Source organism: Kitasatospora sp. NPDC004272 (assembly GCF_053603035.1).
The window spans coordinates 47,372-67,224 of record NZ_JBSGET010000028.1 but is presented as its reverse complement, the minus strand read 5'-3'; the positions used below and the strand labels follow the sequence as shown (position 1 = coordinate 67,224).

The following is a 19,853-nucleotide window of genomic DNA, read 5'->3' as shown; positions in this document are numbered from 1 at the left end:
GGCCTGGGCGGCCAGCGCCGCCCAGTGCGCGGCGCAGCCGGGGTCGCGCGGGGCGCCGGGGTAGGCCCGCAGGTAGGCCAGCCGCAGGCCCTCGCGGGCCCGGTGCAGCAGGACGGCGGCGGCCCCGCGGCCCACCCCGAGCCGGGCGCCGACCTCGCCGGGCGGCAGCCCCTCGACCTCGGAGAGCCACAGCGCCTGCGCCCAGCGCTCGGGCAGCTGGGCGAGCAGTCCGCGCATCCGGTCGGTTTCGGCCACCCGGGGCGCCGGGTCGGCGGCCTGCTCCCCGCCGTCCCGCTCGGGCAGTTCCCCGGCGGCCCGCTCCCGGACCGGCGTGGCCGCCAGGTGCCGGACGGTGGTGGCCAGGTAGGCCCGCGGGTCCTCGATCCGGTGCCCGGCGGCGAGCCGCCGCCACACCCGCAGGTGCGCCTCGGCGACCAGGTCCTCGGCCCGCCAGCGGTCGCCGCCGGTCAGGGTTCCGGCGTATCGCAGCAGGCCGGGATGGTGGTGTCGGTACAGCTCGGTGTACGCGGCGAGCGGGTTCCGCTCGGCCGTCCGCACTCGTTCCTCGATGGTGTCGCCCCTCCCCTGATGTCGCCGTACGGGTGATTTGTGGGGGTCCCGTGCGGCTCCCGCGATCCTGCCCGGGCGGCCCGCCGCTGCCCATGGAATGCCCATGCCACCAGCCCGGAATGACCGGGTTGGTCCACGCCAGTGTGACGCAGATCACTTAAGTCGGACTCAAGAACGGCGTAATCGTTCCTGCCCCGCGTGACTCTTCATCAGCAGGAGGCGACACCGGTCGCACCCGTACCAGCACGTACCCTCCGGAGGAACCGCCGTGTTCGCAGCGCCCGAGCCGGTCGAACAGACCGCGCACGCCCGGCTGATCGTCAGCACCCACCGCTCCGCGCTGCTGCGGGTCACCCTGCGCTACCGCGCCGACGACCCGCTGGCGGTCCGGATGGTCTTCCCGGCCGAGTACGCGCTGGACGCGCCGGAAGCGGCCGACCCGGTCGACGGCCCGCTGGACCTCCCCCCCGAGTCGGCGGACCCGGCGGACCCGGCGGACCGGCCCGCCGACGGGGTCGAGTGGGTGTTCGCCCGCCAGCTGCTGGCCGCCGGGCTCGACCTGCCCAGCGGCGAGGGGGACGTGCACGTCCGCCCCGCGCTCGGCCAGCGCACCGTGGTCGAGCTGCGCTCCCCCGAGGGCGTCGCGCTGCTCCAGTTCGACCGCACCGAGCTGCGCCGCTTCCTCTGGCACAGCTACCTGGTGGTGCCCGAGGGGCAGGAGCTGCAGCACCTGGACTGCGACCGGGCGCTCGCCGAGCTGTTGGCCTGACCGGCCGCCGTCCCGGCCGGGTGCCCGCACACCCCGTCAGGACGGCGACCGGTCAGGCCCGCTGGGTGCGCACCAGGTGCGCGTACACCACCACGTTCCCCGCGTAGCCGCCCTCCCGGGTGAAGCTGCCGCCGCAGGTGATCAGCCGCAGCTGGGCGTCGGGGGTGGGCGCGTACACCTTGCGGTCCGGGAACTCGCTCTTCGGGTAGACCTCGACGCCGTCGACCTGGAACCAGGCGCTGGCCCGGTCCGCCCGGGCGACCTCCAGCTGGTCGCCCTTGCGCAGCGTGCCCAGCCGGTAGAACACCGCCGGGCCGTGCGCGTCGTCGACGTGCCCGGCCAGCACCGCCGTCCCGCTGGAGCCGGGCGCGGCGCCGTCCCGGTACCAGCCGGCCAGGTTGCGCTCCCCGGCCGGGGGCGGCTGCAGCCGCCCCTCGTCGTCCAGGCCGAGCCGGGTCACCGGCGCGTCCACCCCGAGCACCGGGATCCGCACCCGCACCGGCGGGGAGGGCGGCAGCGCGGGGACGGCCGGGCCCACCGGGGTGCCGTCGTACGCCTGCGCCGCGGCCGGCGCCGGCGGCAGGCCGCCGACCAGCCCGCCGTGCAGCAGCCACGCCCCCGCGACGACGGCGCCCGCGGCCGCCACCGACCCCCGCCACGTCCGCTCGCCCACCGCGTGCCCTCCGCCCTCCGCCGTCCCTGGCCCTGACCCGCCCAGTTCACCCGGCGGCCGGGGCGGCAGCACCCGGTGGGTTCTGTCCGAGTGACGCGGCGTCAGGGCCGCCGCCCGCCGCGGCGCAGCCGGGGCCTGGTCAGGAAGCCCTCCGCCAGCGCGTTGGCCAGGCCGATCGCGGGCAGCTCGGACGCCTTCTCGTACAGCACGTAGCGCGGTTCCCAGGACGGCCGGTAGCGCGCGTTGGCCCGGTACCGCTCCTCCAGCCGCCACCACCGGGACAGCGAGCGCAGCACCCCGCGCCACAGCCGCAGGGCCGGCCCGGCGCCCAGCCGGGGCTCGAACGCCTCGCGGAACACCGCGAAGTTCAGCGACACCCGGGCCGCCCCGAACTCGGCGGCCCGGCCGAGCAGCGCGCTGACGGCGTACTCGACCAGCCCGCGGTCGGACTCCCGGTCGCGGCGCACCAGGTCGAGCGACAGCCCGTCCGGGCCCCACGGGACGAAGGACAGCAGCGCGGCCGTCCGCCCGGCGCCGTCGCGGCACTCGGCGAGCAGGCAGTCGCCGTCCGCCGGGTCGCCGAGCCGGCCCAGCGCCATCGAGAAGCCGCGCTCGGTGCGGCCGTGCCGCCAGGCGTCGGCGAGCCGGGCCAGGTCGGCGAACTCCTCCGGCGGGACGTCCCGGTGCCGGCGCAGCACCACCGCGTACCCGGCCCGCTCCACCCGGTGGCAGGTCTGCCGCAGGCCGCGCGCCTCCCGGCCCTCCAGGGTGAAGCCGGCCGCGTCGACCACCGCCTCGTCGCCCAGGTGCAGCGCGCGCAGCCCGGCCGTCCGGGCGTACACCGTGCCGCCGAGCTCGCCGGCGCCGGTGACGGCGGGGATCCAGGCGTGCGCGCGGGCCCGGCGCAGCCACTCCTCGATCGCCTGCGGCCAGCCCTCCGGGTCGCCGACCGGGTCGCCGGAGGCCAGCGCCACGCCGTTGACCACCCGGTAGGCGACGGCGGCCCGGCCGCTGGGCGAGAAGCACACCGACTTGTCGCGGCGCAGCGCGAAGTAGCCCAGCGAGTCGCGTCCGCCGTGCCGTTCCAGCAGCGCGCGCAGCGCCCGCTCGTCCTCGGGGCCCTGCCACTCGGTGCCGCGCGGGGAGCGCAGCAGGATCCGCAGGGTGAGCAGCAGCAGGGCGGTGGCCAGCAGGTTGAGGCCGAGGTCGAGCCAGCCCGGCACGTCCACGCCGGTGACCTCGACCACGCCGGAGACGGTGACCAGCCGCAGCACCGCGTACCGGGCGGCCTCGCCCCAGCCGGGCAGCGCGCCGGTGTGCCAGAGCCGGACGGCGAGGGCGCCGAGGCCGGTCAGCAGCGCCCCGCCGAGCAGCAGCACGGCGGCGGCCAGCGGCAGGTTGCCGCGGCCGCCGCGGACCCGGAACACCGGGCGGGCGGCCAGCAGCACCAGCAGCAGCGCCAGGGTGAGGGCGGCGGAGACCCAGTTGAACGGGTGCGCGCGGTACTCGGGGAAGGCCAGCGCCAGCGCGTAGACGGCGGCGTGCGCGGCGGTGACCGCCAGCGCGAGGATCCAGGCGGCCCGCTTGCGGCGGCGCAGCATGACGGCGAGCAGCCCGGCCAGCAGCGCGGTGGTGAACCCGGAGGTGACCAGCACCGGGGTGAAGTACTCGCCCCGGTCGGCCCGTTCGACCTGGGCCCGGAACGGGGCGACCAGGGCGCCGAGCAGGTCCAGCAGGGTGGCGGCCAGCAGGTACCAGCGGGCCAGCCGGGCGCAGCGCAGCCGCCAGGGCGCGGGCGGGCGCGCGGGCGGGCGCGCGGGCGGCGGCTCGACGGGTGCCCCGGCCGGTGCCACGGCGGGCGCCCCGGCCGGTGCGGGCCCGGGGGCCGCGGCGGGTTCCGGGTCGGCGTCGGGGGTGCCGGCCACCAGGTCGTACGCGGCGGTCTTGGCGGTGACCAGCCGGCGGTGGATCCGGTCCTCCCGGCGCTCGGCGCGGGCCAGCCGGCGGGGGCGGGAGCGGTAGCGCCAGCGGGCCCACGGGCTGGCCGGGCGGGCCAGCCGGACGGCGCCGACCAGGGCGAGCGGCCAGAGCATGATGCCCAGCAGCCCCGTCCAGGTCTTGCCCTTGAGCAGGCTGACCAGCACCAGCACCAGCAGCACGGCCGCCCCGGCCAGGGTCGGCCCGTCGGGGTCGCGGACGAAGCCGCCGAGCGGGAGTTCGCCGATCAGCAGCAGCCCGATCACGGCGACGGCGAACACCACGGCGTCCACCGAGGTGCGGCCCTGGGTCGACCAGTAGACGTCCTTGAGGTGCAGGACCAGCGCGAACTCGTCCAGCACCAGGCCCGCGCCGACGCCGAACCCGAAGCCCAGCAGGTTCCACCAGGAGCCGCCGTCGCCGCGCACCGCGAACGCGGCCACCCCGCACACCAGCAGCAGGGCCTGGCCGAACACCACGTGGTGGATGTGCAGCCCGCCCGGGGAGACGTTGCCGGGCCACCAGCGGACCCGGGCCCGGATCATCCGGGTGCTGAGCCGGATGAACAGGAACGACAGCACCAGGCCGAGCAGCAGCAGGAACAGCGGCTCCCGTCCGGTGTCGACGATCCGGTGCCGGTAGGCGTCGATCAGCGGTTGCCACATCGGCGGGTGGGACCTCCGTGTCCGGGTGTCGCGGGTCGGTGCCGTCCGGGTGGCGCGGGTCCGTGCCCCGCGGGGGTCGCGGGCCCGGGCGCCGGGGCGGATGACGCCAAGTCAACTCCCCGCTGACGCCGCCGCCCCGGCCCGGTGGGCCGAACAGGTGAGCGTTTCGGCGCGGCGTCCCCCGGTCATCCGTACCCGGGCCGTGCTTACCGGCGCGGCGTGCGGACGCGTGCCATGCTGAGGCCGACTCCCCCGGACGACGCATCTCTCCATTTCATCTGATGGACCGTTCATCCGGCCGGTGACTTCCCCTTACTCCCTGGTGAACGGATGTGAGACATGGACGCCCTCTCCCGCAGGACGCTGCTGGCCGCCGGTGCGGCGACCGCCGCCACCCTCGCCGCCGGCTGCGCTAGCTCCTCCGGGAACGGGGGCTCCGCCCCGCCCGCACAGGCCGACGGCCTCGCCGCGGGCGGCAGCCCCAGCGCCGTCCCCAAGCCCCCCGCCGCCCTGATCGGCGACGGCTCCACCTCCGACACCGGCCCGCAGCCCAACCAGCCGCAGGCCGTCCCGCTGGAGGCCGGACAGCGGCCCCCGCAGTTCGTGGTCTTCTCCTGGGACGGCGCGGGCGAGCTCGACAACCAGCTGTTCAGCCGGTTCCGCAAGCTCGCCAAGGACCACGACGCCACCATGACGTTCTTCCTCAGCGGCATCTACACGCTGCCCGAGTCGAAGAAGACCCTGTACCACCCGCCGCAGCACTCGATCGGCGCCTCCGACATCGGCTACCTCAGCGACCAGCACATCCGCGCCACCATCGAGCAGGTCAGCGCGGCCTGGCTGGAGGGCCACGAGATCGGCACCCACTTCAACGGCCACTTCTGCGGCGCCAACGGCGGCGGCAAGTGGTCCCCCGAGGACTGGGACAGCGAGATCCAGCAGGCCATGGACTTCGTGATGAACTGGCGCACCAACACCGGCAACACCGACCTGCCCGCGCTGCCCTTCGACTACCGCAAGGAGCTGATCGGCGGCCGCACCCCCTGCCTGGAGGGCCAGCGCGGCCTGCTCCCCACCGCCGTCAAGCGCGGCTGGAAGTACGACAGCTCGGGCCCCGGCGGCCTGCAGATGTGGCCGCAGAAGTTCGCCGGCGGCGCGCTGTGGGACATGCCGCTGCAGTCCATCCCGTTCCCCGGGCACAGCTTCCAGGTGCTCTCGATGGACTACAACATCATGTACAACCAGTCCGGCGACAACACCAAGGGCGACCCGGGCCGGCAGGCGTTCTGGCAGACCCAGGCCCGCGACTCCTACCTGGCCGGCTTCGACCGCGCCTACAACGGCAACCGGGCGCCGTTCATCATCGGCAACCACTTCGAGCAGTGGAACGGCGGCATCTACATGAACGCCGTCGAGGAGACCCTCAAGCAGATCGCCGACAAGCCCGAGGTCCGGATGGTCTCCTTCCGGCAGCTCGTCGAGTGGCTGGAGGCGCAGGACCCGGGGGTCCTCAAGAAGCTCCAGGCCCTCCCCCCGGGCCAGGCCCCGAAGGAGGGCTGGAACGCCTACCTCGGCGGCGCCGGCACCCCCGCCGGGGGCGCGGCCTCCCCGTCCGTCCCGGTGGTGGCGGGCGGCAAGTAGCCTCCGTCCCCTCCGCCCCGCCGGGTCCACCACGCCGGGTCCACCACGCCGGGCCCGCCCCGCACCCACCGGCTCCGGCCGGGTCGCACCCCCCGCGTCCGGGGGCGGCGGCCCGGCCGGAGCCGTCCGCCCGTCCGTCCGCCCTTCAGTCGCCCGTCAGTCGCCCGTCAGGCCCCGGCCTTCGCGGTCGCCCGGCCCGACAGCGCAGCGCCGACCAGCGCGACCACCGGCATGGTCAGGAACACCGCGGCGAACGCCCCCGCCGGCAGCGCCGACCCGCCGTCCGCGCCGTGGGCCGGCGCACCCGCCGCGCCGCCGCCCAGGGCCGCGAACAGCACCCCGGCCAGGCCGGTCAGCAGCACGTTGCCCAACGCGTCGCTGAGCTGCAGGGCCGCCGAGTTCCCGCCGGTCTCCTCCGGCTTCGACAGCTTCATCATCAGCACGCTGATGCTGGCGATCGCCAGGCCCATCCCGGCGCCGCCGACCGCCCAGAACGCCGCCGTCACCCACACCGGAACCGCCGGGAACAGCACCAGCGCCGCCCCGCCGACCGCCACCGCCGTCCCCACGAACCCGATCCGGATCAGCGCCCCCCGGTGCCGCTCCGCCCCCGGCCGCCCCTGCAGCCAGGACCCGAACGCCCAGGACAGCCCGCCCGGCGCCAGCGTCAGGCCCGCCATCGTCACCGACAGCCCGCGCTGGGTCTGCATCATCAGCGGGATGAACAGCTCGGACGCGAAGAACGCGCCCGCCGCGATCCCGCGCAGCAGGATCACCGTCGGCAGCCCGCGCACCGCCCGCAGCGTGCCGCGCGGCAGCAGCCGCAGCACCGCCGGGCCCAGCAGCGCCAGCCCCGCCACCGCGGGCAGCGGCGCCCAGCCGTCGAGCCGCTGACCCGCGTACTGCAGCAGCGCCGCGCCGAGCGCGACCATCGCCGCGTCCCGGGTGCGCCGCCAGTCGTACGTCCCGGCCCGCGACGGCGGCTCGGGCTCCTCCGAACGACGCAGCTCCGCACGGCGCAGCGCCGGCCCCATCACCGCCAGCGGCAGCAGCACCAGCACCGGCACCGCCAGGAACACCCAGCGCCAGCCGAGGTGCTGGGTGACCGCGCCGGAGATCACCGGGCCGAGGATCGAGGGCAGCACCCAGGCCGCCGAGAACGCCGCGAACACGGCGGGCCGCAGCCGCTCCGGGAACGCCCGGCCGACCACCACGTACAGCGCGACGATCACCAGACCGCCGCCCAGCCCCTGGACCGCCCGGCCCGCGACGAACATCCACATGTTCACCGCGGTGCCCGCCGTCACCAGCCCGGCGGCGAACACCGCGATGCCGCTGAACAGCGGCGCCAGCGGGCCGCTGCGGTCGCACCACTGCCCCGAGACCACCATCGCCAGCAGCGTGGTGGTGAAGTACGCGGAGAACGCGAAGGCGTACAGGCCGATGCCGTCGAGCTGCTGCGCGGCCGTCGGCATCGCGGTGTTCACCGCCGTCGCCTCGAAGGCCAGCAGCAGCACCACCGACACGATGCCCAGGGTGAGCGCCCGCCAGGGGCCGCTGAGCACCCCGCCGGTGCCGTCGTCGTCGGGGAGGGAACGGGTGGTGGGTGCCGCCGTTTCGGCCGGGGAGGTGCTGGTCACCACGACATGGTAAGTGCCGTCAGCGCATTTCGATCCTGACCTGCAGGCGGAACGGCACCTCGGCCGTCCGCCCTAGGACCAGGCCCGCGGCCCCCGCGACCGCAGCAGCGGCGGCAGCGGCAGCGGCAGCGGCAGCGGCAGCGGCAGCGGCAGCGGCAATGGCAGCAGCGGCCGGCTCAGTGCAGCACCTTGAGCCCGACCACCCCGGACAGGATCAGCACCAGGCAGGTGATCCGGGCGACGCTCACCGCGTCCCCCATCGCCGCCATCCCGTACACCGCGGTGCCCACCGCGCCGATGCCCACCCACACCGCGTACCCCGTCCCCAGCGGGATCGTCCGCATCGCGTACGCCAGGCCGCCCATCGACAGCGCCAGTGCCACCGCGAACACCGCGGTCGACACCGGTCGCGAGAACCCCTTGGACGCCTCCAGTGCCACCGCCCACACGGTCTCCAGCACTCCGGCGACGATCAGAACAACCCAGGCCATGACGGACTCCTCCGCAGTAGTCGAACCACCTACCGCGTCGTCTTGTCGTGCCGGGTACGACGCACCTCGTCCGGGACGACCCCGAGGGCCGCCGCACTTCGAAGGTAGCACAGCGCCGGCAACCGGAATTCTCCTGCGATTCGCCGGAGAATATTGACGCCGACCGACTCCCGCCCGCTATAGTGAATTCACCGGAACAGACCGGCGCAGCCCGTACCGCGACAGGAGATGGCGATGAACAGGAAGACGGTGGCCCTCGCAGCGCCCCGCACCTGTGCCCCCTGTCCCGGCTGCGCGTGTTCCTGTCGTTGCCGCTGTTGCGCCTGAGTCCCAGCCTCAGCCCCAGCCGCCCCTCCCCGCGGGCCCGTTGACGCCCGCCGCCGCATCCGGCCCCACTCATGACCATGTGCCCGAGTGGTTCAGGGAACCGTCTGCAAAACGGTTTACACGGGTTCGATTCCCGTCATGGTCTCCACCCGGAATTCACCGGTCGCCCTTTACGTGCAGGACGGGCGCCCGGTGAATTCCGCTGCCGTTTCCCTTTTTCGATCGCATTCCCGACCGCATTCCGGGCTGCTTTCCCGACCGCGTTCCCGGTTGACGCAGGCGCGGGCCGCAACGGCGGCGGGCGCCGGCGGCGGTCACCAGGACCACCACCGGCGCCCGCCCGGCACCCCGTCGGCGCACCTACCCGATCACTCGATCACTCGATGACGCCGGGGTTCGCCTCGCCACCGCGCCAGGTGTCCTCGTCCTCGACCAGGTAGTCGGGGCGGTGCCCCTGGTTCTTCTTCTTGCTGCCGGCGCCACCGCTGCCGCCGTGCATCCCGGACGCGCCCGCCTGCCCGGCCCGCCCCTTCCCGATGCCCGACCCGCCCTCGCTGAACGCCCGCCCACCGGCACCGCCGGCCTTGGCCCCGCCCACCGTGCCGCCGGCCTTGCGCACCAGACCGCTGCTGCCGCTCTTGCCGCCGGCCCCGCGCGCGCCACCACCGGCACCGCCGCCGCCGTGCATGCCGCCGCCCATCCCGCCGGCCCCGCGGGCCCCGGCCGCACCGGTACCGCCGGCACCCGCGGCACCACCGGCCGCGCCGGCCCCGCCCCGGCCCACCGAACCCGCGGCACCCGAACCGCCGACCGCCCGGCCCGCACCGGCGCCGCCGGTCCCACCGGTCAGCCCGCTACCCGACACCCGGCCGGCACCGCCGAGAGCGCCGCCACCGGCCACGTAACCGCCACCACCCATCCCCGGCAGGTACGCGCCACCACCGCTGACACCGCCACCACCGGCACCACCGACCCCGGTGCCACCCCCCGGCAACGTCCCGACCCCACCGGTCCATCCGCCACCGGACCCCGTCGGCGGCGTCACCGGCGGCAACGGGTCGAGCCCGTCGATCCCCGTCCCCGGCGAATGCACCGGCGGCAACGGCCCGGGCGCGGGCATCGTCGTCACGGGAGGCACCACCGGCACCCCCGGATGCCCGGGCTGCCCCGGCTGCGTGATCCCGGGGATCCCCGGAAGCGTCTGCCCGGGCAGGGTCTGCCCGGGCTGCGTCGGCAGCGAGGGCGGGAGCATGGCCGGCGGCTTGGCCACGGGAGGCGGGCCGCCGGGGCTCACGGGGTTCTGCGGGGGCTCGGGGAAAGGCTTGCGGGGATCGGTGATGACACCGTTCCCCGGGTCCGGCATCGCCTTGGCAGCCTTCTCGTAATACGGAGCCAGGTACTCCATCGTGCCGATGGCGTACTGGTGCTGGATCTCGGTCGCGGAGAGCTCGTGGCGGTTCTTGTTGACCGCGCTGATGCGGTCCATCCCACTGGCCAGGTCGGCCTTGAACTGCACATCGGAACGGTCGCCGAGGTCGGTGACGTACTTCCAGCCGCTGCTGAGGTGGCTCGGGACCTCGATGCTGTCCATGTGCGTCTTGGCCTCCTGTAGGGCGCTGGAGGCGGTTTCCATGGCGTAGGAGGTGTTGAGCGCGTGTTCGGCCGTGTTCTGCAGGCTCTGCTGGATCTGGCCGGCCTTGGCGACGAAGCCGTCCGCCGCCGCCCCCTCCCAGTTGGCCGTCGCGTGCTCCACGGCCTGTTGGAGGTCGTCGGCTGCGGCCCTCAGGTCCGAACTGGTGGTGCCCCAGTGGTCGGCGGCCTTCTTGAGGTTCTCCGGCCGCGAGTGCGAGAGCATCGCCTTGAGCGGGATCAGGTCCTGGTTCGCATACTCCGGGAAACGCTGCATCATGTCAGCTCAACTCCTGCCTGTGCTTGAGCATCTCCGCCGAGTTGTTCGCTTCCTGGCTTTTGTAGGCGTTGGTGACCGTGTGTGTCTTGTCCCCGAAGTCACTGATCAACTTGTTCAGGTTGTTGATGGTGTTGGTCAGCCAGCTCTGCATCCTGGTGTGAGCCTGGTGGAGCTCCGTGGCGTGACTGAAGTTGGACCCGAAGTCGGACGCCGCGACATCTGTGCCGTAGGCGCTCTTCTCCGCAGTCTGAGCCGTGTTCTGCTGGATGACCCGCAGTCGTCTGACGACCGCCTCCAGCTCATCCGTGTTGACGCGGTAGCCGTCGGCCATGCGGCCTTCTCCTCCCCCTGGAGTATGTGGATGGTTCCCCGTTTGAATGCCCCGTCAACCAGCCGTGTGGGCAGGCTGGTTGAAGCGTTCGATCGTATCGCTTATGTGGTGCGCATACCCATACGCCGTCAATGTTGGGACTGGCCACCGTCCGAACCGTACGGGTTCTGATAGGAGTTCGGCTGCGGCGGGTAACCGGGCGGCGGCGCCTGCCCCCCGTACTGCTGTGGGTAGCCGGGCTGTTGACCGTACTGCTGCTGGCCACCGGGCCAGTTCGGCGGCGCTCCGTAGGGCGGCTGCCCCTGCATCGGAACGACCGCCTGGCGGCGGCGGCTCTTCGCCGCCAGGACAACGATCACGATCACCGCCAGCACCACGACGACCGCACCACCGACCGCGATGAGCAGTCCGGCTCCGGGCCCGTTGTCCTTGGCCATTTCCTGCAGCCCGGAACCCGCGCTCCCCGCTCCGGCCCCGCCGTCCCCAGAACCAGAACCAGAACCGGTTCCGGCTCCCGACGTGGCAGCAGAGGTAGCCTCACCACCTCCGCCCGACGCCTTCGCGTAAGGACCGCCCAGCGGCCCCTGCTTGGATCCGGCGGGGATGTCCTTGGTCAGCGCGTCGTACGGCGACAGGATCCCGTACCCGTAGTGCTGATCGGGGAGTTTCGCCCCCTGCAGGGCATCCGGCACCTTCGCCGACTCGACCAGCCGCTCCGCCACCTGGCCCGCCGTCAGGTTCGGGAACTTCGCCCGCACCAGCGCCGCCGCACCGGAAACCAGGGCGGTCGAGTTCGACGTCCCGTCTCCAAGGCAGTACTGGCTACCGGAGCACTCACCGGCCCCGACGATGTCCGTACCCGGCGCCGTGACCAACACCTGGGAGCCGTAGTTCGACCTCTCCCAGACCGCCCCCGTCTTGTCGACGGCACCGACCGCGAACACACCCGGCTCGTTCGCCGGACTGGCGACCGCGATTCCGTCGTTCCCCGTACCCGCGATGATCAGCACGTCGTGCTGCGCCGCGTATGCCACCGCCTCGGTCAGCTTCGCATTGGTGCCCGGGCTGCCCGCGCCGGCCAGCGAGAGGTTGATGACCTTGGCACCGTGCTCGACCGCCCACTTGATCCCGGCAGGAACCTCGTCGCTGCCGTCCGACTTGTCCTTGTAGATCGGCAGGATCTTCGCCCCCGGCGCGATGCCCATGATCCCGGCTCCGGCACCGTGACCGTGCCCGGCGATGAGGCTCGCCATGCCCGTCCCGTGAGAATCGGTGGGCCTGGTGTTCTCATCCCTGCCGCTCTGGTCGTACCCGGGCAGCACCGACCCTGCGAGATCCGGGTGCGTGGCATCGACACCGGAGTCGATCAACGCGACGATCACGCCGTCGCCCTTGCTGACCGCCCACGCCTTGTCCATGCCGAAGTAGGCGTTCTGCCACTCCGCGTCCCGCACCTGATCCGCCGACGCCACAGGCGCCCCCGCGAACAGCGTGCCCGCCGTCAGCGCGGTCGCGCCGAGCGCGCCCGCCAGTCTGGTCAGCCTCATCAAACACCCCGTCAGTCGACAGCCCGTTCGCCCTAGCAACGCCCCCGGAACGCGGGACGGTCCCGATCGTATCGTTCGCCTTCCGTTCCACCACGGCACCCTGTGACGGGGCCACTACATTTCACCGGAGCACGACCTACTGCCAACCGCCGCCCTGATGGGGAGGTTGAGGAGGCGTCTGCTGCGGCGGCCCGTACGGCTGCTGTTGCTGCGCGGGCGGCCAGCCCGGGTGGATCCCGTACGGCTGTGGTGCGGGCGGAGCGAACCGTGTGCGGCGTCGGCTCCTGGACACCAGCACCGCGATCAGGACGACCAGCAGCAGCACAACGACGGCAGCAGCACCGACCGCGAGGAGGAGACCTGCTCCGGGTCCGTCGCTCTTGGCCATCGCGTCCAACGCGGGGCCCGCACCTGTCGGCCCGGCTCCCTCGTCACCGGGTGCGGCGCCGGTACCCGGCGTGGCAGCGGAAGTCTTCCCACCACCCGACGCCTTCGCGTAAGGACCGCCCAGCGGCCCCTGCTTGGATCCGGCGGGGATGTCCTTGGTCAGCGCGTCGTACGGCGACAGGATCCCGTACCCGTAGTGCTGATCGGGAAGCTTGGCCCCCTGCGAAGGGTCCGGCACTTTCGCCGACTTGACCAACCGCTCTGCCACCTGTCCCGCCGTCAGGCTCGGGAACTTCGCCCGCACCAGCGCCGCCGCACCGGAGACGAACGCGGTCGAATCGGACGTCCCGTCACCGATGCCGTACTGGCTCCCGGGAGCCGCACCGACGATGCGCACGCCAGGTGCCGAAAGCATTACCTGGGAGCCGTAATTCGACTTCGCCCAGATCGTGCCTGTCTTGTCGATGGCACCGACCGCGAGCACGCCCGGCTCGTTCGCCGGATTGGCAACGGCGGCTCCGTCGTTCCCCGTACCCGCGACGATCAGCACGTCGTGCTGCGCCGCGTACGCCACCGCGTCGGTCAACTCCGAATCACTTCCCGGCTTGCCCGCAGCGGCCAGCGAGATGTTGATGACCTTGGCACCGTGGCCAACTGCCCACTTGATGCCAGCAGGAACAGCATCGGTACCATTCGCCGAATCCTTGTAGACCGGCAGGATCTTCGCCCCCGGCGCGATGCCGATGACCCCCACCCCGTCGCCGTGGCCGTGACCGACGATGTGGCTCGCCATCGCGGTCCCGTGCGGCACGGTGGGCTTGGTGTTCTCGCCCTTGCCGCTCGGATCGTATCCGGGCAGCACCGACCCCGCGAGGTCCGGGTGCGTGGCGTCGACGCCGGAGTCGATCACTGCGACGATCACCCCGTCGCCCTTGCTGACCGACCATGCTTTGTCCATATCGAAGTAGGCGTTCTGCCACTCCGCGTCCCGCACCTGGTCCGCCGAGGCCGCGGGCGCCCCCGCGAGGGTCAGCAGCAGGGCCGAGAGCAGGGTTGCCGCCAGGGTTCTCGGGCCGGGTGCGTTTGTGGGCGGGTCGGTCTTCATCGGTGTGTCCCCCGTTTCGTTCCGGTGCGGCCGTCCTCTCCCCAGGGACGCCCGGCGGAAGGATCGTATCGCTCACACACGGCCCGGCCGTGGTGCGGAAAGCGGCCGGTGGGGCTGGTGGGGCGCTGTGCTATGAATGGCGCGTCATCCATCCAGGGGGGATCTTGTGACGTACCCGCCGCCGCCCGGCGTGCCCGATCCGGGGCATCCGGCGCCGCCTTTCCCGCAGCCGCCTTTTCCGCAGCCGGGGTATCCGCAGCAGCCGTACGTCCAGCAGCCGTACGTCCAACAGCCTTATCCGGCGCAGCAGTTCCCGCCCTACGGGGGGCAGCCGGGTCTGCAGCCGCCGCCCCGGCGGGGTGGGGCGGGGCGGAAGCTGGCCTGCCTGGGGGTGGTGGTGGTCCTGCTGCTGGGGGCCGCGGTGGGTGGTGTGGTGCTGCTGCGCACGATCGGGCGGCAGCCGCGGATGGAGGCGTTGAAGTCGGGTGCCGAGCCGTGGGTGAAGGTGACGGAGGGGCTGACGAAGGCGCTGGCGGCGAAGGACGAGGAGGCGTTCGTCAAGCAGTTCGCGGCGGGGCCGACCAAGGAGAAGCAGCGGAGGGTGTTCCGCAACCTGGTCAAGATCCCGTGGGAGAAGGCCAGTTGGGAGAGCGGCCTGGTGCGGGACGGGCGGCTGTCGGTGAAGTTCGTGCACCAGGTGAAGGGGGTGGACAGCTATCCGATCGCGGAGCGCTACGAGTGGAAGGTGCTGGGCCCCGACTCGACGTCGAACGGGAAGGCCCCCACGGAGGCGGCGATCGCCGACGGCGCGGAGGTGATCACCGAGGTCGGCGGCGTCACGAACGGCGAGGGCAAGACCATGGACGACGGTTACTACCCGGCTCCGTGGGACCTGTACGACGAACTGTCCGTGCAGGTCCGGGACCACCTGGTGGCGATGTCCGACAAGGCCCAGGAAGCCGAGCTGAACCGGGACGTGGACGTCCTGGCCCGGGCGGCGGCGGACGACCTCGCGGCCTGGCGGAAGTGCGCGCCGGCACCGACCGGCAAGACCGCGGCGGCGGCGGGCTTCTTCGTGGTGCTGGAGAGGAGCCGGGACGTCTACAACAAGCTGTACCACGGTGACGGGCGGCCGAACGACAGCCTGGAGGCCGGCGTCAACATGGGGTTCTGGGCCGATTCCCCGCCGGAGTCCGACCCGGATCTGACGGTGATCGGCGGCAGCCGGATCGTGATGGACACCACCGACGGCCGCTTCACGGGCAAGCAGTGGCAGGAGGGCGTGACGAACATCGGCCGGCACGAGATGGCGCACGCGATCGTCGCCACCCTGACCTCCTGGAGCGAGAGCAGCACGGCGGACACCCGGAAGGCCTGGGTCTCCGAGGGCTTCGCCGAGTACATGGCGCTGCGCGGCAAGGAGGACCGGGCCCGCCAGGACCTGGCCGTCCTGAAGCAGGTCCCCTTCGACGGGAAGCTGCCGCCCGGCGAGCGGAGCTCCTTCTACTCCTACGACGCCGCCCGGCGCTCCGCGAACTACACGCTGGCCGCCGACGCGCTGCGCTACATGGCGTCGAAGTACGGCGACGCCAAGGTCTGCGGGTTCGTGGCGGGGCAGTACACCCGGCCGGAGGAGTACGAGCAGCAGATCACCGCGGCGACCGGGCAGCCCTTGGAGGAGTTCCAGTCGGCCTGGGCGGCGCACGTCCGCTCGACCGTGCAGGGCCTGCGCTGACGGGTTCCGCCCGGGGCCCGGTCCGCCTGCGGGGAGGCCGGGTTGACGCTCGGTCGGGTACGTCCGGCCGTGTGCTATGAATGGCGGGCCGTTCGTATCCAGGGGGATTCCGCAGTGACGTACCCGCCGCAGCCCGGTGCCTCCGCACCGGGCCAGCCGCCGTACCAGCAGCAGTACCAGCCGCCGCACCAGCAGCAGCAGTACCAGCAGCAGCCCTACCCGCCGCAGCAGCACTGGCAGCAGCCGCAGTTCCCGTTCCCGCAGGGCCCGTCCGAGCCGCCGCGGCGCGAGCGGCGGGTCTGGCTGCGGGTGCTCGCGGTGGTGTCGGCGCTGGTGCTGCTGGCGGCCGGCGGGCTGGGGTACGCGGTGTGGCGGACCCAGCAGCGGCAGGCGCAGTACGCGAAGGACAACGATCCGGCCAAGGCGTGGCGGGCGCAGTTCGACAAGATGTACAAGGCCCTGGAGTCGAAGGACGAGGACGCCTTCGTCGAGATCTTCGCCGAGGGTCCGACCCGGGACAAGCAGCGCAAGGTGTTCCGGAACCTGGTCAAGATGCCGTGGGACCAGGTGGGTTGGACCGCCCCGGGCGCGCCGGTGCAGGGGGTGTTGCAGGTCTCGTTCGTGCACCAGGTGGAGGGCGTGGACAACCTGCCGGTCGCCGAGGAGTACGAGTGGCTGGTGCCGGACGGGCTGTTCGTGCTGCCGAGGCCGGGGCTGGTGACCGAGGTCCGCGGCTGGCGGGACTTCATCAGCGGGAAGACCGTCAAGACCTCGCTCTACCCGGGCCCGTGGGACCTGTACGACGAGATGTCGGTGGAGGTCCGGGACCACCTGGTGGTGGTGTCGGACAAGGCCCAGGAGGCCGAGCTGAAGCGGGACACCGAGGTGCTCGCGCAGGCCGCGCGGGACGACCTGGAGACCTGGCGGAAGTTCGGGCCGGCGCAGGCCAACGACCGCAAGCCGGGCGCGGGCTTCTTCCTGGTGCTGGAGAAGGACCGGGACACCTACAACAAGCTGTACCTGGGCGAGAACAAGGAGAACGACAACCTGGAGGCCGGCGTCAACTGGGAGGTGCCGACCGTCGGCGAGTTCCGGAAGGCCGGTGAGGGAAAGTCGCTGATCGGCGGCAGCCGGATCGCGATGGACACCAACGGCGGCCGCTTCACCGGGGCGGACTGGCGCGCGGGCGTGCTCGACATCGGCCGGCACGAGATGGGCCACGCGATGGCGGCGACGCTGCACGTGAAGACCGACACGGAGCTGCTGACCGACGACACGGACGCGGTGCGCCACTGGGTCTCCGAGGGCTTCGCGCAGTACATGGCGCTGCGCGGCAAGGACGCGGACGCGAAGGCGGACCGCGACTCGACCCTGCGCGACTACCCGTTCTCGGGTGAACTGCCGGGCCCGGGTACGGACTTCTTCGCCAAGGAGGCGCGGGAGCGGCACGCGAACTACGTGCTCGCGGGCGACGCCATCCGGTTCATCGCCGAGAAGTACGGGGAGCAGAAGGTGTTCTCCTTCGTCACCGCGCACTACGCCGACCCGACCGCGCTGGACCAGGAGCTCAAGGACGCCACCGGTCTGACGCTCGCCCAGTTCCAGTCCGCCTGGGCGGCGCACGTCCGGGCTACCGCGCCCGTGCGCCGCTGACGGCCGGCCGGGGGTCCGCCGGCCGGGGGCCGGCCGGCGGGCCGTCAGGCCAGGACGGTGGCGTCCTCCGGCGGGATCGGCAGCCGGCCGACCGGCAGCCCGGTGGCGGCCCGGACCGCGGCCGCGACCGCGGCGGGGGCGACCACGGCGGGCACCGCGCTGACGGCCTTGGCGCCGAAGGGGGCGACCACGTCGCGCTCCTCCAGCAGGGCGGCGATCCGGACGTCGGGGGTGTCGAGCGCGGTGGGCAGCCGGTAGCCGGTGAGCGAGGCGTTGACCGGGACGCCGCCCTCGGTGCGCAGGTTCTCCAGCAGGGCGAGTCCGACGCCCTGGGCGACGGCGCCCTCGATCCGGTCCTCGATCTGCCGGGGGTTGAGGGCCCGGCCGACGTCCTGGGCGACGGTGACGTCGACGACCCGGACCGCGCCGAGTTCGATGTCGACGTCGACGACGGCGCGCATCGCGCAGAACGCGATGGAGACGAAGGCGTCGCCCTGCCCGGTCTCGGGGTCGAGCGGTTCGGTGGGGTGCGGGCGGCACTGGGCGGTGGCCCAGAGCTCGCGGCCCTCCAGCGCCTCGCCGACCGGCATGCCGAGCACGCCGTCGTACGAGGTGATCTTCCCGTCGTTGATGGTGAGCAGTTCGACGGACATGCCGAAGTCGGCGGCGATCGGCTGCAGCATCTGGTGGCGGACCATCAGCGCGGCCCGTTCGACGGCGCCGCCGGAGACCCAGGTGTGCCGGCCGCGGGCGGACGGGCCGGCCGCGGACTGGTCGGAGTCGACGGGCGCGATGTAGACCTCGCTGACGCCGAGCACCGACTGGACGATCTGCCGGGCCAGGGTGGCGAAGCCCTGGCCGGAGTCGACGGCCGCGCAGATCACGGTGGCGTGGTCGCCGGAGACCCGGACGGTCGCGGTGGCGACCTCGTCCTCGCCCTCGGCGCCGAGCATGTGCACCATGCCCACCGCGTAGCCGATGCCGCGCCGCACCGCGGCGGGGTCGCCCGCGCCGCCGGGGCCGCCGGGCAGCAGCCAGGCGGCCTCGGGGTCGTCGAGCGGGAGGGCGGGCAGCGGGGTGGTGTCGAGCGCGTCGAGCAGGGCCTCGACGGGGGCGGGGCAGGTGACGGCCTGGCCGGTGGGCAGCGGGTCGCCGGTGGTCATGGCGTTGCGGCGGCGGACCTCCAGCGGGTCGAGGCCGAGCTGCTTGGCGAGCTGGTCGAGCTGGGACTCGTACGCGAAGCAGGTCTGCAGGGCGCCCTCGCCGCGCATCCGGCCGGCCGGCGGGTTGTTGGTGCGCACCGCCCAGGCGTCGACGAAGACGTTGGGGCAGGTGTAGGGGCCGACCGAGAAGGCGACGGCGGAGGCCAGCGCTTCGGCGGAGACGTCGGCGTAGGCGCCGCCGTCGAGCAGGATCTGCGCCTCGACCTTGACCAGCCGACCGTCGGCGTCGGCGTGGTGGCGGTAGCGGAGCAGGGCGGGGTGCCGGGTGGTGTGGGCCTGGAAGGACTCGGCGCGGGTGAGGGCCATCTTGACCGGCCGGCCGGTGCGCAGCGCGAGCAGGGCCATGGTGACCAGGAAGGAGAGGTCCTCGCGGTCGGTGGTGGCGCCGGGGACGCCGGTGACGACGAGCCGGACCCGGTCGGGGTCGATGCCGAGGCAGGCGGCGGTGCGGTCGCGGTCGCCGTGCGGGTCGGTGGAGGACAGGTGCAGTTCGACGCCGCCGTCGGGGCGGGGCACGGCGAGGCCGGCTTCGGCGCCGATCGGGGCCGGGTCCTGCCGGCCGACCTGGTAGAGGCCCTCGATGACGACGTCGCCGGTCGCGTCGGGGTCGCCGGTGCGCAGCGGCAGGTGGCGCAGCAGGTTGCCGTCGGGGTGCAGCGGGGGGGCGTGGAAAGCGGCCTCGGGGTCGGTGACGGGTTCCAGCGGCTCGTACTCGACCAGGATCGCGGCGGCGGCCAGCCGGGCGGTGTCGGGGTGGTCGGCGGCGACGGCGGCGACGGGTTCGCCGTGGTGGCGCACGACGTCGGCGGCGAGCACCGGGCGGTCGGCGGTGACCGGCCCGCGGGGGGCGCCGTCGGGGGTGCCGTCGGGGCCCGCGGGCAGGTCGGCGGCGGTGACCACGGCGTGCACGCCGGGGATGGCGAGGGCGGGGGCGGTGTCCACCGAGAGGATCCGGGCGTGCGGGTGCGGGGAGCGCAGCACGGCGCCCCAGAGCAGTCCTTCGGCCCACAGGTCGGCGGCGTACGGGTAGATGCCCAGTGCCTTGGGCAGGGCGTCGGTGCGCAGCGGGGAGGTGCCGAGGCCGGTGGTGCCGGTCTCGGGGTCCGCGGGGGCGGCCGCCGGGAGCTCGGTGGCGGAGGTCATGCGTTCTCGTCCTCGGGGAGGCGGATGCCGTGGGCGGGGGTGGCGTCGTAGCCGGGGTACTGGGTGC

Annotated in this window: 14 protein-coding genes, 1 tRNA gene and 1 riboswitch; of the genes, 5 read left to right on the top strand and 10 right to left on the bottom strand. The window is 73.5% G+C overall.

The genetic code is table 11. The features are described from left to right. Positions 1 to 558 (bottom strand): RNA polymerase sigma factor (locus ACWEO5_RS11995; protein ID WP_452162286.1); only part of this gene is annotated, 558 nt, incomplete at its 3' end. Between the two features lie 280 nt (positions 559 to 838). Here ACWEO5_RS11995 and ACWEO5_RS11990 point away from each other — a divergent pair. Further along, on the top strand, positions 839 to 1,339 hold the full coding sequence (locus tag ACWEO5_RS11990; RefSeq protein ID WP_452162285.1) for an SsgA family sporulation/cell division regulator: 501 nt from the start codon (positions 839 to 841) through the stop codon (positions 1,337 to 1,339). Between the two features lie 52 nt (positions 1,340 to 1,391). Here ACWEO5_RS11990 and ACWEO5_RS11985 read toward each other — a convergent pair whose 3' ends face one another. Together ACWEO5_RS11985 and ACWEO5_RS11980 are read right to left on the bottom strand one after the other, a co-directional pair. Next, positions 1,392 to 2,012, bottom strand: coding sequence for a class F sortase (locus ACWEO5_RS11985; protein WP_452162284.1), 621 nt, complete (start codon positions 2,010 to 2,012; stop codon positions 1,392 to 1,394). A gap of 101 nt (positions 2,013 to 2,113) precedes the next feature. Next, entirely contained in the window at positions 2,114 to 4,654 is a 2,541-nt protein-coding gene (locus ACWEO5_RS11980; protein ID WP_452162283.1) for a phosphatidylglycerol lysyltransferase domain-containing protein, read from the bottom strand. Between the two features lie 339 nt (positions 4,655 to 4,993). Here ACWEO5_RS11980 and ACWEO5_RS11975 point away from each other — a divergent pair, with 339 nt between their 5' ends. Further along, positions 4,994 to 6,295 carry a polysaccharide deacetylase family protein gene (locus ACWEO5_RS11975; protein WP_344551216.1) on the top strand — a complete coding sequence of 434 codons (1,302 nt, stop codon included), beginning with the start codon at positions 4,994 to 4,996 and terminating at the stop codon, positions 6,293 to 6,295. Positions 6,296 to 6,462: 167 nt separating this feature from the next. Here the strand turns inward: ACWEO5_RS11975 and ACWEO5_RS11970 are convergent, their stop codons facing one another. Next, positions 6,463 to 7,935: an MFS transporter gene (locus ACWEO5_RS11970; protein WP_452162282.1), complete on the bottom strand. Its 1,473-nt coding sequence runs from the start codon at positions 7,933 to 7,935 to the stop codon at positions 6,463 to 6,465. A 176-nt stretch (positions 7,936 to 8,111) separates the two neighbouring features. After that, on the bottom strand, positions 8,112 to 8,426 hold the full coding sequence (locus ACWEO5_RS11965) for a DMT family transporter (RefSeq protein WP_452162281.1): 315 nt from the start codon (positions 8,424 to 8,426) through the stop codon (positions 8,112 to 8,114). A 31-nt stretch (positions 8,427 to 8,457) separates the two neighbouring features. Continuing rightward, positions 8,458 to 8,521, bottom strand: a riboswitch (guanidine-III (ykkC-III) riboswitch). Between the two features lie 305 nt (positions 8,522 to 8,826). On the opposite strand from ACWEO5_RS11965, the gene ACWEO5_RS11960 reads away from it, so the two are divergent. Further along, positions 8,827 to 8,901 (top strand) — tRNA-Cys (locus tag ACWEO5_RS11960). Between the two features lie 228 nt (positions 8,902 to 9,129). Here the strand turns inward: ACWEO5_RS11960 and ACWEO5_RS11955 are convergent. The 4 genes from ACWEO5_RS11955 to ACWEO5_RS11940 form a co-directional block, all read right to left on the bottom strand. After that, entirely contained in the window at positions 9,130 to 10,662 is a 1,533-nt protein-coding gene (locus ACWEO5_RS11955) for a WXG100 family type VII secretion target (protein ID WP_452162280.1), read from the bottom strand. A gap of 1 nt (position 10,663) precedes the next feature. Continuing rightward, on the bottom strand, positions 10,664 to 10,993 hold the full coding sequence (locus tag ACWEO5_RS11950) for a hypothetical protein (RefSeq protein WP_452162279.1): 330 nt from the start codon (positions 10,991 to 10,993) through the stop codon (positions 10,664 to 10,666). Positions 10,994 to 11,121: 128 nt separating this feature from the next. Next, positions 11,122 to 12,540: a S8 family serine peptidase gene (locus ACWEO5_RS11945; protein WP_452162278.1), complete on the bottom strand. Its 1,419-nt coding sequence runs from the start codon at positions 12,538 to 12,540 to the stop codon at positions 11,122 to 11,124. A gap of 136 nt (positions 12,541 to 12,676) precedes the next feature. After that, positions 12,677 to 14,032, bottom strand: coding sequence for a S8 family peptidase (locus tag ACWEO5_RS11940; RefSeq protein WP_452162277.1), 1,356 nt, complete (start codon positions 14,030 to 14,032; stop codon positions 12,677 to 12,679). A 391-nt stretch (positions 14,033 to 14,423) separates the two neighbouring features. Here ACWEO5_RS11940 and ACWEO5_RS11935 point away from each other — a divergent pair, with 391 nt between their 5' ends. Together ACWEO5_RS11935 and ACWEO5_RS11930 are read left to right on the top strand one after the other, a co-directional pair. After that, positions 14,424 to 15,767 carry a hypothetical protein gene (locus tag ACWEO5_RS11935; RefSeq protein ID WP_452162276.1) on the top strand — a complete coding sequence of 448 codons (1,344 nt, stop codon included), beginning with the start codon at positions 14,424 to 14,426 and terminating at the stop codon, positions 15,765 to 15,767. Between the two features lie 114 nt (positions 15,768 to 15,881). Next, positions 15,882 to 17,420: a hypothetical protein gene (locus tag ACWEO5_RS11930; RefSeq protein WP_452162275.1), complete on the top strand. Its 1,539-nt coding sequence runs from the start codon at positions 15,882 to 15,884 to the stop codon at positions 17,418 to 17,420. A gap of 44 nt (positions 17,421 to 17,464) precedes the next feature. On the opposite strand, the gene ACWEO5_RS11925 is transcribed toward ACWEO5_RS11930, so the two are convergent. Continuing rightward, positions 17,465 to 19,786 (bottom strand): xanthine dehydrogenase family protein molybdopterin-binding subunit, encoded by a 2,322-nt coding sequence (locus tag ACWEO5_RS11925; protein ID WP_452162274.1) that lies wholly within the window; start codon positions 19,784 to 19,786, stop codon positions 17,465 to 17,467. Between the last annotated feature and the right edge of the window lie 67 nt (positions 19,787 to 19,853).